We start from the raw sequence: 16,110 nt of genomic DNA, 5'->3' as shown, positions 1-16,110 counted from the left end.
TTATTTACCGCAGAACTCAGTTACCGCTCGAGTTCAGCGCTTCGGTCAGTGCAGCTTCCACTTCACTGGCGCTCACGCGCAACGGTTTGTCAGCTTCACGACGACGCTTGCGCTCGCTGTGATAAGCCAGACCGGTACCGGCAGGGATCAAACGACCCACGACAACGTTTTCTTTCAGGCCGCGCAGGTAATCGCGCTTGCCGGTTACCGCCGCCTCGGTCAGTACACGGGTAGTCTCTTGGAAAGAGGCTGCCGAGATGAACGATTCGGTGGACAAAGAGGCCTTGGTGATACCCAGCAGAACGCGAGTGAACTTGGACACGAATTTCTCGTCGGCGCTCAAACGCTCGTTCTCGACCAAAACGTGAGTCAACTCCATCTGGTCGCCCTTGATGAAGGTGGAATCGCCAGATTCAGCGATTTCAACTTTACGCAGCATCTGACGCAGGATGGTCTCGATGTGCTTATCGTTGATCTTCACGCCTTGCAGACGATAAACGTCCTGGATCTCGTTAACGATGTACTTGGCCAGCGCACTCACACCCAGCAGACGCAGGATGTCGTGTGGATCGCTCGGACCGTCGGAGATAACTTCGCCGCGGTTAACCTGTTCACCTTCGAAGACGTTCAGGTGACGCCACTTCGGAATCAGCTCTTCGTACGGATCACTGCCGTCGTTCGGGGTAATGACCAGACGGCGCTTGCCTTTGGTCTCTTTACCGAACGCGATGGTGCCGCTGACTTCAGCCAGAATCGAGGCTTCTTTCGGACGACGGGCTTCGAACAAGTCGGCAACACGCGGCAGACCACCGGTGATGTCGCGAGTTTTCGAAGTTTCTTGCGGGATACGAGCGATAACATCACCGATCGCAACCTGCACACCATCCGCCACACCAACCAAGGCGTTAGCCGGCAGGAAGTACTGAGCCGGTACGTCGGTACCCGGCAACAGCAGATCCTTGCCATCCACACCAACCATCTTAACGGCTGGACGGATGTCCTTGCCGGCAGCTGGACGGTCTTTGGCATCGAGGACTTCAATGTTGGTCATACCGGTCAATTCGTCAGTCTGACGCTTGATCGTGATGCCTTCTTCCATGCCCACGTAGGTCACGGTACCTTTCATTTCGGTAACGATTGGGTGAGTGTGCGGATCCCACTTGGCCACGATTGCGCCAGCGTCGACCTTGTCACCCTCTTTCACAGAAATCACAGCACCGTACGGCAGCTTGTAACGCTCACGCTCACGACCGTAGTCATCAGCGATTGCCAGCTCACCGGAACGGGACACAGCAACCAGGTGACCATCCACTCGCTCAACGTGCTTCAGGTTGTGCAGACGGACAGTACCGCCATTCTTCACCTGAACGCTGTCAGCAGCAGAGGTCCGGCTTGCCGCACCACCGATGTGGAACGTACGCATCGTCAGCTGTGTACCTGGCTCACCGATCGACTGAGCAGCAATAACGCCGACAGCTTCACCGATGTTCACCTGGTGACCACGAGCCAAGTCACGGCCGTAGCACTTGGCGCAGATGCCGTAGCGGGTTTCGCAGCTGATCGGCGAACGCACGATCACTTCGTCGATGCTGTTCAGCTCGATGAACTCGACCCACTTCTCGTCGACCAGAGTGCCGGCAGGAACGATAACGTCCTCAGTACCCGGCTTGAATACGTCGCGAGCAATAACACGACCCAATACGCGCTCACCCAACGGCTCTACAACGTCGCCGCCTTCGATGTGCGGAGTCATCAACAGACCGTGTTCGGTGCCGCAATCGATCTCGGTAACAACCAGATCCTGCGCTACGTCTACCAGACGACGAGTCAGGTAACCGGAGTTCGCAGTTTTCAACGCGGTATCCGCCAAACCTTTACGAGCACCGTGAGTAGAGATGAAGTACTGAAGTACGCTCAAACCTTCACGGAAGTTCGCAGTAATCGGCGTTTCAATGATGGAACCGTCCGGCTTGGCCATCAGACCACGCATACCGGCGAGCTGACGGATCTGCGCAGCAGAACCCCGTGCGCCCGAGTCGGCCATCATGTACATCGAGTTGAAGGACTCTTGGTCGACTTCGACGCCGTGACGGTCGATCACCTTCTCTTTCGAGAGGTTCGACATCATCGCCTTGGAAACTTCGTCGTTCGCCTTGGACCAAAGGTCGATCACTTTGTTGTACTTCTCGCCCTGGGTTACCAGGCCGGAGGCGTACTGACTTTCGATTTCTTTCACTTCATCGGTAGCAGCACCGATGATGGCCGCCTTCTCATCAGGGATAACGAAGTCGTTAACACCGATGGAAACGCCGGAAATGGTCGAATAGGCAAAACCGGTGTACATCAACTGGTCAGCGAAGATCACGGTCTCTTTCAAACCAACCACGCGGTAGCACTGGTTGATCAGCTTGGAGATCGCCTTTTTCTTCATCGGCTGGTTGACCACGTCGTACGACAGGCCTGGTGGAACGACCTGGAACAACAGCGCACGGCCGACAGTAGTGTCGACAATACGGGTGTTCTTGACGCTGCCACCATCACGATCGTTGACGGTTTCGTTGATCCGCACTTTGACTTTGGCATGCAGCGCGGCTTCGCCGGCGCGGAATACACGGTCAACTTCCTGCAGATCCGCGAACACACGACCTTCGCCTTTGGCGTTGATCGCTTCACGAGTCATGTAGTACAGACCCAATACAACGTCCTGCGACGGAACGATGATTGGCTCACCGTTAGCTGGCGACAGAATGTTGTTGGTCGACATCATCAACGCACGCGCTTCCAACTGGGCTTCCAGTGTCAGCGGTACGTGCACGGCCATTTGGTCGCCGTCGAAGTCGGCGTTGTACGCAGCACAGACCAACGGGTGCAGCTGGATAGCCTTACCTTCGATCAGTACCGGTTCAAACGCCTGGATACCCAGACGGTGAAGGGTCGGTGCACGGTTGAGGAGTACCGGGTGTTCGCGAATCACTTCAGCGAGAACGTCCCAAACCTCTGGCAGCTCGCGCTCAACCATTTTCTTCGCAGCTTTGATGGTGGTGGCCAGGCCACGCATTTCCAACTTACCGAAAATGAACGGTTTGAACAGCTCGAGAGCCATTTTCTTCGGCAGACCGCACTGGTGCAGACGCAGGGTCGGACCTACGGTAATTACCGAACGACCGGAATAGTCAACACGCTTGCCGAGCAAGTTCTGACGGAAACGACCCTGCTTACCCTTGATCATGTCAGCCAGGGATTTCAGAGGACGCTTGTTGGAACCGGTGATAGCGCGACCACGACGACCGTTGTCGAGCAAGGCGTCGACCGCTTCCTGCAACATACGTTTTTCGTTGCGCACGATGATGTCCGGAGCGGACAGATCAAGCAGGCGCTTCAAACGGTTGTTACGGTTGATCACTCGACGATACAGGTCGTTGAGGTCGGAAGTCGCGAAACGACCGCCATCCAACGGAACCAGTGGACGCAGATCTGGCGGCAGAACCGGCAGAACGGTCAGCACCATCCACTCTGGAAGGTTGCCGGAACCCTGGAAGGCTTCCATCAACTTCAGACGCTTGGACAGCTTCTTGATTTTGGTTTCAGAGTTGGTTTGCGGAATTTCTTCGCGCAGACGGCCAATCTCGTGCTCCAGGTCGATAGCGTGCAGCAGCTCACGGACAGCTTCGGCACCCATGCGGGCATCGAAATCATCGCCGAACTCTTCCAGCGCTTCGAAGTACTGCTCGTCGTTGAGCAGCTGACCTTTTTCAAGGGTGGTCATGCCTGGATCGATAACGACATAGCTCTCGAAGTAGAGAACGCGCTCGATATCACGCAGGGTCATGTCCATCAGCAGGCCGATACGGGACGGCAGCGATTTCAGGAACCAGATGTGGGCAACTGGCGAGGCCAGTTCGATGTGCGCCATGCGCTCACGACGAACTTTAGCCAGCGCGACTTCGACACCGCACTTCTCGCAGATCACACCACGATGCTTCAAGCGCTTGTACTTACCGCACAGGCACTCGTAATCCTTTACCGGGCCAAAGATCTTGGCGCAGAACAGGCCGTCACGCTCAGGTTTGAACGTACGGTAGTTGATGGTTTCCGGCTTTTTAACTTCACCGAACGACCACGAACGGATCATCTCAGGCGATGCCAATCCAATACGGATGGCGTCGAACTCTTCGACTTGACCCTGGTTTTTCAGCAAATTCAGTAGGTCTTTCAAGGCCTTTCCTCCTGGCGGAGCAGAGAGCGGGCAATCCTGCCCCGCTCTCGATTCGCGTCACGTGTTATTCGGTTTCCAGATCGATATCGATGCCGAGGGAACGAATTTCTTTGATCAACACGTTGAAAGACTCGGGCATGCCCGGCTCCATACGGTGATCGCCGTCCACGATGTTTTTGTACATCTTGGTCCGACCGTTCACATCGTCCGACTTCACTGTGAGCATTTCTTGCAGAGTGTATGCAGCACCGTATGCTTCCAGTGCCCAGACCTCCATCTCCCCGAAACGCTGACCACCGAACTGCGCCTTACCACCCAGCGGCTGCTGGGTAACCAGGCTGTACGAACCGGTAGAACGAGCGTGCATCTTGTCGTCTACCAAGTGGTTCAGCTTCAGCATGTACATGTAGCCAACAGTAACCGGGCGCTCGAACTTATTGCCGGTACGGCCGTCAGTCAGCTGCATCTGGCCGCTTTCTGGCAGGTCCGCCAGTTTCAGCATGGCCTTGATTTCGCTTTCCTTGGCACCGTCGAACACTGGAGTGGCCATTGGAACGCCGCCACGCAGGTTCTTCGCCAGATCCAGGATTTCCTGGTCGGAGAAGCTGTCCAGATCTTCGTTACGACCGCCGATCTCGTTGTAGATCTCGTGCAGGAACTTGCGCAGGTCAGCAACCTTGCGCTGTTCTTCGATCATACGGTTGATCTTCTCACCCAGACCTTTGGCCGCTAGGCCCAGGTGGGTTTCGAGGATCTGACCAACGTTCATACGCGAAGGTACGCCCAACGGGTTGAGGACGACGTCGACCGGGGTGCCATTGGCATCGTGCGGCATGTCTTCAACCGGCATGATCACGGAGACCACACCTTTGTTACCGTGACGACCGGCCATCTTGTCGCCCGGCTGGATGCGGCGACGGATTGCCAGGTAAACCTTGACGATTTTGAGCACGCCTGGAGCCAGGTCATCGCCCTGCTGCAGTTTGCGCTTCTTGTCTTCGAACTTGTCGTCCAACAGACGGCGGCGATCAACGATGTAGGCCTGAGCCTTCTCGAGCTGCTCGTTCAGAGCATCTTCAGCCATGCGCAGTTTGAACCACTGACCATGCTCAAGACCGTCGAGAATTTCGTCGGTGATTTCCTGACCTTTCTTCAGACCGGCGCCGCCTTCGGCTTTATGGCCGACCAGAGCGGAACGCAGACGTTCGAAAGTCGCGCCTTCAACGATACGGAACTCTTCGTTCAGGTCCTTGCGGATCTCGTCGAGCTGAGTCTTCTCGATGGACAGAGCGCGAGCATCACGCTCGACGCCGTCACGAGTGAAGACCTGTACGTCGATGACGGTACCCTTGGTGCCAGTAGGTACACGCAGGGAGGTGTCTTTAACGTCGCTGGCTTTTTCACCGAAGATTGCACGCAACAGCTTTTCTTCTGGAGTCAGCTGGGTCTCGCCTTTCGGAGTGACCTTACCGACCAGAATGTCGCCGGCGCCAACTTCAGCACCTACATAAACGATACCGGCTTCGTCCAGCTTGTTCAGTGCAGCTTCACCCACGTTCGGGATGTCTGCAGTGATTTCCTCTGGCCCAAGCTTGGTGTCACGTGCCACACAGGTCAGTTCCTGGATGTGGATCGTGGTGAAGCGATCTTCCTGAACAACGCGTTCGGACAGGCAGATGGAGTCTTCGAAGTTGTAACCGTTCCAGGCCATGAACGCGATGCGCATGTTCTGACCCAAAGCCAGCTCACCCATATCGGTGGACGGACCATCAGCCATGATGTCGCTGCGCTGAACCCGATCACCCTTGCGAACCAGCGGACGCTGGTTAATGCAGGTGTTCTGGTTGGAGCGGGTGTACTTGGTCAGGTTGTAGATGTCGACACCAGCTTCACCGGTTTCAACTTCGTCATCAGCAACACGAACCACGATACGGCTAGCGTCTACGGAGTCGATCACACCGCCACGACGAGCCACGACGCAAACGCCGGAGTCACGGGCAACGTTACGTTCCATGCCGGTACCCACCAGCGGCTTGTCGGCACGCAGGGTCGGTACAGCCTGACGCTGCATGTTCGAACCCATCAACGCACGGTTGGCGTCATCGTGCTCGAGGAACGGGATCAGCGACGCAGCAACCGAAACTACCTGCTTCGGTGAAACGTCCATCAAGGTGACGTCTTCCGGCGCCTTGACGGTGAACTCGTTCAAGTGACGAACAGCTACCAGCTCGTCGATCAGCATTTTCTTGTCGTTCATCGTGGCCGAAGCCTGAGCGATCACGTGATCAGCTTCTTCGATGGCGGACAGGAACACGATCTCGTCGGTGACCAGAGCGTCTTTCACCACACGGTACGGGCTCTCAAGGAAGCCGTACTGGTTGGTGCGCGCATAGGCCGCCAAGGAGTTGATCAGACCGATGTTCGGACCTTCCGGCGTTTCAATCGGGCACACACGACCATAGTGAGTCGGGTGTACGTCACGAACTTCAAAGCCAGCACGCTCACGAGTCAAACCGCCAGGGCCGAGTGCAGAGACGCGACGCTTGTGGGTAATCTCGGACAGCGGGTTGTTCTGGTCCATGAACTGGGACAGCTGGCTGGAACCGAAGAACTCTTTCACTGCCGCAGCCACTGGCTTGGCGTTGATCAGGTCTTGCGGCATCAGGCCTTCGCTTTCAGCCATCGACAGACGCTCTTTGACCGCACGCTCAACACGTACCAGGCCAACGCGGAACTGGTTTTCAGCCATTTCGCCTACGCAGCGAACACGGCGGTTACCCAGGTGGTCGATGTCATCGACAATGCCTTTGCCGTTACGGATATCAACCAGAGTCTTGAGGACCGCAACGATATCTTCTTTGCACAACACGCCCGAACCTTCGATCTCGGTACGACCGATACGACGGTTGAACTTCATCCGGCCGACCGCAGACAGGTCATAGCGCTCAGGGCTGAAGAACAGGTTGTTGAACAGGGTCTCGGCAGCGTCTTTGGTTGGCGGCTCGCCAGGACGCATCATGCGATAGATCTCTACCAGCGCTTCCAATTGGTTACTGGTGGAGTCGATCTTCAGAGTGTCGGAGACGAACGGACCGCAGTCGATATCGTTGGTGTACAGAGTTTCGATGCGAACAACCTGAGACTTGGCGATCTTCGCGAGGATCTCGGTGTTCAGCTCGGTATTGCACTCAGCCAGGATTTCGCCGGTTGCCGGATGCACGATGACCTTGGCGGTAGTGCGGCCAAGGACGTAGTCCAAGGGCATAACCAACTCTTTGATCCCGGCTTTTTCCAGCTGGTTAATGTGGCGAGCGGTGATACGGCGACCCTGCTCGACAATAACCTTGCCCTTGTCATCCAGGATATCGATGACAGCGATTTCACCACGCAGACGCTGAGGCACCAGCTCCAGGCTGATGCTTTCGCCCTGCACATGGAATACGTTGGTGGTGTAGAACGCGTCGAGCACTTGTTCAGTGGTGTAGCCGAGCGCACGCAGCAGTACCGATGCAGGCAGCTTGCGACGACGGTCGATACGCACGAACACGCAGTCTTTCGGATCGAACTCAAAGTCCAACCACGAACCGCGGTAAGGGATGATACGCGCGGAGTACAGCAGTTTACCGGAGCTGTGCGTCTTGCCGCGGTCGTGGTCGAAGAACACGCCCGGGGAACGGTGCAACTGGGAAACGATTACGCGCTCGGTACCGTTGATTACGAAGGTACCGTTCTCAGTCATCAGGGGGATTTCACCCATGTAGACTTCTTGCTCTTTGATGTCCTTGATCGCTTTGTTCGACGATTCTTTGTCGAAAATGATCAGACGAACTTTTACCCGCAAAGGTACGGCGTACGTGACACCGCGCAGCACGCATTCTTTGACATCAAATGCCGGTTCGCCCAGGCGATAACCGACGTACTCCAGCGCAGCATTGCCGGAGTAGCTGATGATCGGGAAAACGGATTTGAAGGCCGCATGCAGGCCCACGTCGCGGAACTGATCTTTAGTCGCTCCCGCCTGCAAGAATTCACGATACGAATCCAGCTGGATTGCCAGGAGATACGGCACATCCATGACGTCCGGCAACTTGCTAAAGTCCTTGCGGATACGTTTTTTCTCAGTATATGAGTAAGCCATCAGCGTTCCCCAGCTTGGTCACCTGCTTGTTTGGCCCCTCCCGACGGGAGCAGCCAGAAAATCTTGCAAACCCCATGGTTTGCGCCACCGCATCGGGTGGTTACAGCGCGTTAGTGGCGACGACCGAGTCGATTGCCAATAACGGAAAAAGGCCGGTGGCAAGAGCCACCAGCCATCAGCCTTCTGCTTAACGCTTGGGCTGGAGACGCAAGGTCGATGCTTATTTCAGCTCGACTTTAGCGCCTGCTTCTTCCAAGGTAGCCTTGGCTTTGTCAGCAGCGTCTTTAGCTACAGCTTCCAGAACCATGCCTGGAGCGCCGTCAACTACAGCCTTGGCTTCTTTCAAGCCCAGACCGGTCAGCTCACGTACAGCCTTGATCACGTTAACTTTCTTCTCGCCAGCTTCCAGCAGCATGACGTTGAATTCAGTTTGTTCTTCAACAACGGCGGCAGCTACAGCTGGGCCAGCGGAAGCAGCAGCAGCGGTAACGCCGAACTTCTCTTCCATTGCCTTGATCAGTTCAACGATTTCCATAACGGATTTCGCGCCGATTGCGTCAAGGATTTGCTCGTTAGTCAGAGACATGACTCTAATTTCCTGTATTGGGTGGACGGCCTACGCGACCATCGAAATAAACAAAAAACGCGAAAGGAGGTGCTGAGCCTTAGGCTGCTGCAGCTTCTTTTTGGTCGCGAATAGCCGCCAGAGTACGAGCCAATTTGCTGGTTGCGCCTTGGATCACGCTCATCAGCTGAGAAATTGCTTCGTCACGGGTCGGCAGAGTTGCCAGTACGTCGATCTGGTTAGCTGCGAGGAACTTGCCCTCGAACGCAGCTGCCTTGATCTCGAACTTATCCTGACCTTTGGCGAATTCCTTGAACAAACGGGCAGCAGCGCCAGGATGTTCGTTGGAGAACGCAACCAGGGTCGGGCCTGTGAACACGTCGTTGAGCACGTCATATTGAGTGCCAGCAACGGCGCGCTTGAGCAGGGTGTTACGTACAACACGTACGTAAACGCCAGCTTCACGAGCCTCTTTACGGAGTCCGGTCATAGCGCCTACTGTTACGCCACGGGCATCAGCCACGACAGCGGACAGAGCAACTTGGGCAGCCTTGTTGACTTCAGCGACGATGGCCTTCTTGTCTTCAAGTTTAATTGCCACGGGTTTAACTCCTGCTTGTTACCGTTTCATCCAGCCGAGGCCGAATGTCGTTTTGGTGTCTGATTCGGTAAGGAACCGGGAGCACCATCTGCGTAGGCTTGAGGTTTAAGACTTGCGTCGCCTACGGTCTTGGATAGCCCCCGCCAGGCAGGGACCCCAATTTTTCGAGTGGCTCAATCGCTTGCGCCAATCTATGTCTTATACGTCCAGCGAGCCTTGGTCGATGACCAGACCTGGGCCCATAGTGGTGCTCAGGGTAACGCGCTTGACGTAGATGCCTTTCGAGGAAGCTGGTTTGATACGCTTCAGATCAGCGATCAGGGCTTCAACGTTTTCCTTCAGCTTAACGGCGTCGAAACCGACCTTGCCAACGGAAGTGTGAATGATGCCGTTTTTGTCGGTGCGATAACGAACCTGACCAGCCTTGGCATTTTTAACCGCGGTAGCGACGTCCGGGGTAACGGTGCCGACTTTCGGGTTAGGCATCAGACCACGTGGACCGAGGATCTGACCCAACTGACCGACAACACGCATTGCATCCGGGGAAGCAATAACGACGTCATAGTTCAGGTCGCCGCCTTTCATTTCGGCAGCCAGATCGTCCATACCTACGCGATCAGCACCCGCAGCCAGAGCAGCTTCAGCAGCTGGACCCTGAGTGAAGACAGCAACGCGAACAGTCTTGCCAGTGCCGTGTGGCAGCACAGTAGCGCTACGAACAACCTGGTCGGATTTACGCGGGTCAACACCCAGATTTACAGCGACGTCAACCGACTCGCTGAACTTGACAGTCGACAGCTCGGTCAGCAGAGCAGCAGCGTCTACAAAGCTGTAGGCCTTGCCTGCTTCGATTTTGCCGGCGATAGCCTTTTGGCGCTTGGTCAGCTTAGCCATTACACACCCTCCACGTTAAGGCCCATGCTACGAGCAGAACCGGCGATAGTACGCACGGCTGCATCCATATCAGCTGCAGTCAGATCCGCGTTTTTGGTTTTCGCGATTTCTTCCAGCTGAGCACGGGTAACGGTGCCAACCTTAACAGTGTTCGGACGAGCGGAACCGCTAGTCAAACCAGCAGCCTTCTTCAACAGAACCGAAGCCGGGGTCGACTTGGTTTCGAAGGTGAAGCTACGGTCGCTGTATACAGTGATGATCACTGGAGTCGGCAGACCTGGCTCAAGACCCTGAGTACGGGCGTTGAAGGCTTTGCAGAATTCCATGATGTTCACGCCGTGCTGACCCAGAGCTGGACCGACGGGTGGGCTTGGGTTGGCCTGAGCGGCCTTCACTTGCAGCTTGATGTAAGCGGTAATCTTCTTGGCCATGAGGCACTCCAATTACGGGTTCGAACGCCTCGAAAGGCTCCCCGGTTACTTGCGCGTTTATCCCAGTGACGACAAAACCCCACAGCCTAGGGCTGCGGGGTATGGGATGCTTGTTCAGTTATGCCTTTTCGACCTGACTGAACTCTAGCTCTACCGGAGTAGAGCGACCGAAAATGAGCACTGCCACTTGGATCCGGCTCTTTTCGTAGTTAACTTCTTCGACAGTACCGTTGAAATCCGCAAACGGACCATCAGTCACGCGTACAACTTCACCTGGCTCGAACAAAGTCTTCGGCTTCGGCTTGTCGCTACCATCAGCAACACGGCGCAGAATTGCTTCCGCTTCCTTGTCAGTGATTGGCGCAGGCTTGTCGGCAGTTCCGCCGATGAAACCCATCACGCGAGGAGTATCCTTGACCAAGTGCCAAGTACCCTCATTCATGTCCATCTGGACCAGCACATAACCCGGGAAGAATTTACGTTCGCTTTTGCGTTTCTGGCCATTACGCATTTCAACCACTTCTTCAGTGGGAACCAGAATTTCGCCAAAGCCTTCTTCCATGCCAGCCAGCTTTACACGCTCGACCAACGAGCGCATAACATGCTTCTCGTAACCCGAGTAAGCATGCACAACGTACCAACGCTTAGCCACGGGACATCCTTAGCCAACAATCAAGGAAACAAGCCAGCCGAGCAGGGAATCAAGCCCCCACAGCAGCAACGCCATAACCAGAACAACAGCCACAACAATCAATGTGGTCTGCGTGGTTTCTTGGCGAGTTGGCCACACGACTTTACGGATTTCGGTGCGAGCTTCCTTAACCAGTACAAAGAAAGACTTGCCCTTGACAGTCTGTAGGCCTACAAAAGCAGCTACAGCAGCAATGACGAGCAGAGCGAGTACGCGGTACAGGATTGGCGAACCGGAGTAATGATGATTACCCACAACACCAACAACCACCAAAGCGACTACTACAAGCCACTTAAGCAGATCGAAGCGAGAACCTAGAGCTTCAGCCTTGGGAGTCATCTAAGAAAATCCTGTGAAAAGAAAGCCAGACACACCGAGTGAATCTGGCAGGTCAGGAGGGAATCGAACCCCCAACCTACGGTTTTGGAGACCGTCGCTCTGCCAATTGAGCTACTGACCTAAAAACAAAATCAGGCCGACCATTATGTCGGCCCGACAAAGATACTTCAACAACTTACTCGATGACTTTTGCCACGACACCAGCGCCGACGGTACGACCGCCTTCACGAATGGCGAAACGCAGGCCATCCTCCATCGCAATGGTCTTGATCAGGGTAACGGTCATCTGAACGTTATCACCTGGCATTACCATTTCAACGCCTTCTGGCAACTCACAGTTACCAGTCACATCAGTCGTACGGAAGTAGAACTGTGGACGGTAGCCTTTGAAGAACGGAGTATGACGACCGCCCTCTTCCTTGCTCAGAACGTAAACTTCAGCAACGAACTTGGTGTGCGGCTTGACGCTGCCCGGCTTGACCAACACCTGGCCACGCTCAACATCGTCACGCTTGGTGCCGCGCAGCAGCACACCGCAGTTTTCGCCAGCACGACCTTCGTCGAGCAGCTTGCGGAACATCTCGACACCCGTACAGGTAGTCTTGATGGTGTCACGCAAACCAACAATTTCGATTTCTTCCTGAATCTTGACGATTCCGCGCTCGATACGACCAGTTACCACAGTGCCACGACCGGAGATCGAAAATACGTCTTCGATTGGCATCAGGAACGGTTTGTCGATTGCACGAACCGGCTCTGGAATGTAGCTATCCAGAGTCTCAACCAACTTACGAACGGCAGTAGTGCCCATTTCGTTGTCGTCTTGGCCGTTCAGAGCCATCAGAGCGGAACCGATGATGATCGGAGTGTCGTCACCCGGGAAATCGTAAGTGCTCAGCAGATCGCGCACTTCCATCTCAACCAGCTCCAGCAGCTCAGCGTCGTCAACCATATCAGCCTTGTTCAGGAAGACAACGATGTACGGAACGCCAACCTGACGAGACAACAGGATGTGCTCACGGGTTTGCGGCATCGGACCATCAGCGGCCGAGCAAACCAGGATTGCGCCATCCATCTGAGCAGCACCGGTAATCATGTTTTTTACGTAGTCGGCGTGACCAGGACAGTCAACGTGTGCGTAGTGACGCACAGCCGAATCGTACTCAACGTGAGCGGTATTAATGGTGATACCACGAGCTTTTTCTTCCGGGGCACTATCGATCTTGTCGAAGTCGACCTTCGCGCTACCGAAAACTTCGGAGCAAACGCGAGTCAGGGCAGCCGTCAAGGTGGTTTTACCGTGGTCAACGTGACCAATGGTACCAACATTGACGTGCGGCTTATTACGTTCGAACTTTTCCTTAGCCATCGAAATCACCCCCAGGAGAAGAATTAAGCAAGTCAAACCATCCATTAAAACAAAGGCAGATATTTTCATATCTGCCTTGTTATATGGAGCTCTTGAGCGGATTCGAACCGCTGACCTCACCCTTACCAAGGGTGTGCTCTACCAACTGAGCTACAAGAGCGAAACACTTTGCACAACCTGCAAACTTGGAGCGGGTAGCGGGAATCGAACCCGCATCATCAGCTTGGAAGGCTGAGGTTCTACCACTAAACTATACCCGCGTAAGCTTGCAGCTCACGCTAAAAATGGTGGAGGGGGAAGGATTCGAACCTTCGAAGTCGTAGACGTCAGATTTACAGTCTGATCCCTTTGGCCGCTCGGGAACCCCTCCTAAGCGAGGCAGCATTCTATATCATGCCACCCTTCTGTCAAGCATTTTCTCATTAAAAACCTGAGGTTAGCTGCGTTGACTATCACTTCACACCTTTGATCCCAAGAGATCATCACTGCGAAGCGGGCGCCATTCTATGCAAACTATTCGACAGTTGCAATGCCTTCGCACGGCATTATTTTATATTTTAACTCATTGAATTCTTTGGCAAGGTTTTGCAGAAGCGAATCATCCGCGAGATGCCGACTCTCCGGCGCCACGCGCAGCCAGTAACCCGCAGAATCAACGAGGCCAACCGACTGCAATCGGGCCTTGATATCCAGACCTCCCAGCCGCCGCTCAAGCATCTGAGCAGCTTCCTGACGAGCAAAGCCTCCCACATAGAGGCAATTGCTATCCGCATCAGCTGGCTTGACCTTCGCCACGCTATCAGCCGACTCACTCAGCAGCCGGATGTCCTGCTGCGAACCACGATACAGGGTAAGCGGCATCACCTCTTTTGCCCGCAAAGGTGCTTCTTGCTGATGCCAGACGTAATAGAACCCATTAAGAACCAGCAACAGCAGAAACAACCAACGCATAAAAACCTCAGGACAAGGGGCACGCCATAGCCAAGCCTACAAAGACAAGATCCGGGACAACCCTAGCCTCAGGCACAACCCCTGAAACCAGCCCAGCATCACCACCAGTGAGAAACACAACAAAATTCTTACCCCAATAGCTACGCGCCAGCTCCAGCTGGGTCAGGACGAAGCCCCTCAACATCAGCGAGCAACCACGCTCGACCGCCTCGACCGTTGTGATGCCCGGCACCAGCTTTTCCAGTGCGCGCTCAGCCGCGAGATCGTCATAGCGGATTCGCCGTGTATGGGTCCGTAACTGGTTACGCATCAACGGCATCCCCGGGCAGATAAAGCCTCCCAGGTGCTCGCCATCCGCAGCAATGAAGTCAGCCGTCACCGCAGTACCAAAATCGAGCACCACGCAAGCTCCGGACGCCAGATGAAACCCTCCGAGCATTGCAAGCCAGCGGTCAAGACCTAACCGTTCGTATTCCTCATAACCGTTACGAACTCCAGACATTTCACGAGCCGGCACCGCGCAGGCAACAGATATGCCGAACGCATCACCCAGCGATGAAATAAGCGCACCGGTTTCTGCATTGGTCCGAACACTTACTAACCGACAGTGCTTCAGAGCCAACCCATTACACTCACGCAAGCTATTGAGCAATGCGAGATCCGAATCGACCACACCCTCGGCAAATACACCGACTGCATCAGCAAAAAGCACGCGCCACTTAATGAAGCTGTTACCGCAGTCGAGCTCAAGAATCATTGCGCAACCTCAGGCTGAGCTCACCGCCATTGAAGACTTTCTCCACATTACCCACCTTCAAACGCAACCCGCCCTGCCGATCAATGCCCATTACAATGCCATCAATCTGGTTAACTCCAGCAATCAACGAAACCGCGCATCCTTGCCATAGGTGATTCTGCTCCCATTCGGCCTGGATGGCCGCAAAGCCGGACTCCTGATGACGATTCAAATACCTCTGAAGCATCATTCCCAGGCTAGCCACTAGATGATTGCGATCGAAAGTATTACCCGACTCGAGTCGCATTGAGGTCCACTGCTGATCTACCTCCTCGGTCGCCTGCATATTCACGTTGACGCCCACACCCAAGACGACGTGACACACATCAGCAGGATCTCCGACCAACTCCAGCAATATACCGGCAATCTTTTTCTGACCAACCAGGACATCATTCGGCCATTTCAGGCCCGCGCCCCGCACCCCTGACTCGCGCAGGGTCTGCATTACAGCCAAGCCGACGACGAGACTGAGACCTTCAAGCTGTCGCATACCTCCATCTATACGCAGCACCAGGCTGTAGTAGATGTTTTCTGCGAAAGGGCTTGCCCACTTTCGACCCCGCCGACCCCGCCCAGCAGTTTGCCGCTCTGCAAGCACAATAAATGGCGCGACCACCCCCTTATCGATGGAACGTAGGGCTTGTGCGTTAGTGGAATCGATAGAGTCGAAAACCATCACCGGCCATATGCATGCGCGGGCCTGGCTGGCGATCTCGGCAGGATCTAGAAGCGTCAGCGGTGTAGCCAATTGATAGCCACGACCACGCACCTTGTGAATGGACAGATCCAGGTCCGCCTCCAAATGCTGAAGCTGTTTCCACACAGCACTACGACTGATGCCTAAAGCAGCACCAAGCGCCTGTCCCGAGTGAAATCGACCATCCTTCAGAAGCTTTAACAATGTCAGCATGCACATCCCGCCTCACAATGAGGCACGCATGATAGCCATGCCTAGAGTCGTTGCATAGAAAGCGTAAAAGACTGAGTTTCTTGCGCGCAAAACAAAACCCCTACCTGCAGAAGCAGATAGGGGTTTCGGAAGTTAATCTTGACGATGACCTACTCTCACATGGGGAAACCCCACACTACCATCGGCGATGCATCGTTTCACTGCTGAGT

General features: G+C 54.8%; 12 protein-coding genes and 4 tRNA genes. All 16 read right to left on the bottom strand.

Annotated elements, in window-relative coordinates:
• Nucleotides 1-16: 16 nt before the first annotated feature.
• A complete protein-coding gene (gene rpoC / locus ACN1C3_RS14895) occupies nt 17-4,216 on the bottom strand; it encodes a DNA-directed RNA polymerase subunit beta' (protein ID WP_419116568.1) in 4,200 nt (1,399 codons plus the stop codon).
• 64 nt (nt 4,217-4,280) lie between these two features.
• Nucleotides 4,281-8,354 (bottom strand): DNA-directed RNA polymerase subunit beta, encoded by a 4,074-nt coding sequence (gene rpoB / locus ACN1C3_RS14890; RefSeq protein WP_419116567.1) that lies wholly within the window; start codon nt 8,352-8,354, stop codon nt 4,281-4,283.
• A 220-nt stretch (nt 8,355-8,574) separates the two neighbouring features.
• Nucleotides 8,575-8,940 (bottom strand): 50S ribosomal protein L7/L12, encoded by a 366-nt coding sequence (gene rplL / locus ACN1C3_RS14885; protein WP_419116566.1) that lies wholly within the window; start codon nt 8,938-8,940, stop codon nt 8,575-8,577.
• Between the two features lie 79 nt (nt 8,941-9,019).
• The gene (gene rplJ / locus ACN1C3_RS14880; RefSeq protein ID WP_419116565.1) at nt 9,020-9,520 is read right to left on the bottom strand and encodes a 50S ribosomal protein L10; all 501 of its coding nucleotides are present in this window, start codon (nt 9,518-9,520) and stop codon (nt 9,020-9,022) included.
• A 198-nt stretch (nt 9,521-9,718) separates the two neighbouring features.
• Entirely contained in the window at nt 9,719-10,414 is a 696-nt protein-coding gene (gene rplA, locus ACN1C3_RS14875) for a 50S ribosomal protein L1 (RefSeq protein ID WP_032884532.1), read from the bottom strand.
• Nucleotides 10,414-10,845: a 50S ribosomal protein L11 gene (rplK, locus tag ACN1C3_RS14870; RefSeq protein WP_003176435.1), complete on the bottom strand. Its 432-nt coding sequence runs from the start codon at nt 10,843-10,845 to the stop codon at nt 10,414-10,416. Before rplK ends, rplA begins: the two co-directional genes overlap by 1 nt.
• Before the next feature lie 118 nt (nt 10,846-10,963).
• Nucleotides 10,964-11,497 carry a transcription termination/antitermination protein NusG gene (nusG, locus tag ACN1C3_RS14865; RefSeq protein WP_004883648.1) on the bottom strand — a complete coding sequence of 178 codons (534 nt, stop codon included), beginning with the start codon at nt 11,495-11,497 and terminating at the stop codon, nt 10,964-10,966.
• Nucleotides 11,498-11,506: 9 nt separating this feature from the next.
• On the bottom strand, nt 11,507-11,875 hold the full coding sequence (secE, locus tag ACN1C3_RS14860; protein WP_419116564.1) for a preprotein translocase subunit SecE: 369 nt from the start codon (nt 11,873-11,875) through the stop codon (nt 11,507-11,509).
• A 45-nt stretch (nt 11,876-11,920) separates the two neighbouring features.
• Nucleotides 11,921-11,996 (bottom strand) — tRNA-Trp (locus ACN1C3_RS14855).
• A gap of 54 nt (nt 11,997-12,050) precedes the next feature.
• Nucleotides 12,051-13,244, bottom strand: coding sequence for an elongation factor Tu (gene tuf, locus ACN1C3_RS14850; protein WP_150804250.1), 1,194 nt, complete (start codon nt 13,242-13,244; stop codon nt 12,051-12,053).
• 84 nt (nt 13,245-13,328) lie between these two features.
• Nucleotides 13,329-13,404 (bottom strand) — tRNA-Thr (locus ACN1C3_RS14845).
• A 26-nt stretch (nt 13,405-13,430) separates the two neighbouring features.
• Nucleotides 13,431-13,504 (bottom strand) — tRNA-Gly (locus ACN1C3_RS14840).
• Between the two features lie 25 nt (nt 13,505-13,529).
• Nucleotides 13,530-13,614 (bottom strand) — tRNA-Tyr (locus ACN1C3_RS14835).
• 143 nt (nt 13,615-13,757) lie between these two features.
• Nucleotides 13,758-14,195 carry a hypothetical protein gene (locus ACN1C3_RS14830; protein WP_419116563.1) on the bottom strand — a complete coding sequence of 146 codons (438 nt, stop codon included), beginning with the start codon at nt 14,193-14,195 and terminating at the stop codon, nt 13,758-13,760.
• A gap of 7 nt (nt 14,196-14,202) precedes the next feature.
• Nucleotides 14,203-14,952 carry a pantothenate kinase gene (locus ACN1C3_RS14825; protein ID WP_419116562.1) on the bottom strand — a complete coding sequence of 250 codons (750 nt, stop codon included), beginning with the start codon at nt 14,950-14,952 and terminating at the stop codon, nt 14,203-14,205.
• Nucleotides 14,942-15,901 (bottom strand): bifunctional biotin--[acetyl-CoA-carboxylase] ligase/biotin operon repressor BirA, encoded by a 960-nt coding sequence (birA, locus tag ACN1C3_RS14820; RefSeq protein WP_419116561.1) that lies wholly within the window; start codon nt 15,899-15,901, stop codon nt 14,942-14,944. The genes ACN1C3_RS14825 and birA overlap by 11 nt, the downstream gene beginning before the upstream one ends.
• Between the last annotated feature and the right edge of the window lie 209 nt (nt 15,902-16,110).

The organism is Pseudomonas sp. H11T01 (genome assembly GCF_048515765.1).
Taxonomy (GTDB): domain Bacteria; phylum Pseudomonadota; class Gammaproteobacteria; order Pseudomonadales; family Pseudomonadaceae; genus Aquipseudomonas.
Note: the sequence above shows the minus strand (reverse complement) of the source record. Positions and strands in the feature narration are given on the sequence as shown.

What these genes read in the sequence shown, in the direction of transcription:
- ACN1C3_RS14825 (WP_419116562.1), bottom strand. Translation starts at nt 14,952, where the DNA reads ATGATTCTTGAGCTCGACTGCGGTAACAGCTTCATTAAGTGGCGCGTG.
- secE (WP_419116564.1), bottom strand. Translation starts at nt 11,875, where the DNA reads ATGACTCCCAAGGCTGAAGCTCTAGGTTCTCGCTTCGATCTGCTTAAG.
- ACN1C3_RS14830 (WP_419116563.1), bottom strand. Translation starts at nt 14,195, where the DNA reads ATGCGTTGGTTGTTTCTGCTGTTGCTGGTTCTTAATGGGTTCTATTAC.
- birA (WP_419116561.1), bottom strand. Translation starts at nt 15,901, where the DNA reads ATGCTGACATTGTTAAAGCTTCTGAAGGATGGTCGATTTCACTCGGGA.
- rplA (WP_032884532.1), bottom strand. Translation starts at nt 10,414, where the DNA reads ATGGCTAAGCTGACCAAGCGCCAAAAGGCTATCGCCGGCAAAATCGAA.
- rpoB (WP_419116567.1), bottom strand. Translation starts at nt 8,354, where the DNA reads ATGGCTTACTCATATACTGAGAAAAAACGTATCCGCAAGGACTTTAGC.
- rplL (WP_419116566.1), bottom strand. Translation starts at nt 8,940, where the DNA reads ATGTCTCTGACTAACGAGCAAATCCTTGACGCAATCGGCGCGAAATCC.
- rplK (WP_003176435.1), bottom strand. Translation starts at nt 10,845, where the DNA reads ATGGCCAAGAAGATTACCGCTTACATCAAGCTGCAAGTGAAGGCCGCT.
- tuf (WP_150804250.1), bottom strand. Translation starts at nt 13,244, where the DNA reads ATGGCTAAGGAAAAGTTCGAACGTAATAAGCCGCACGTCAATGTTGGT.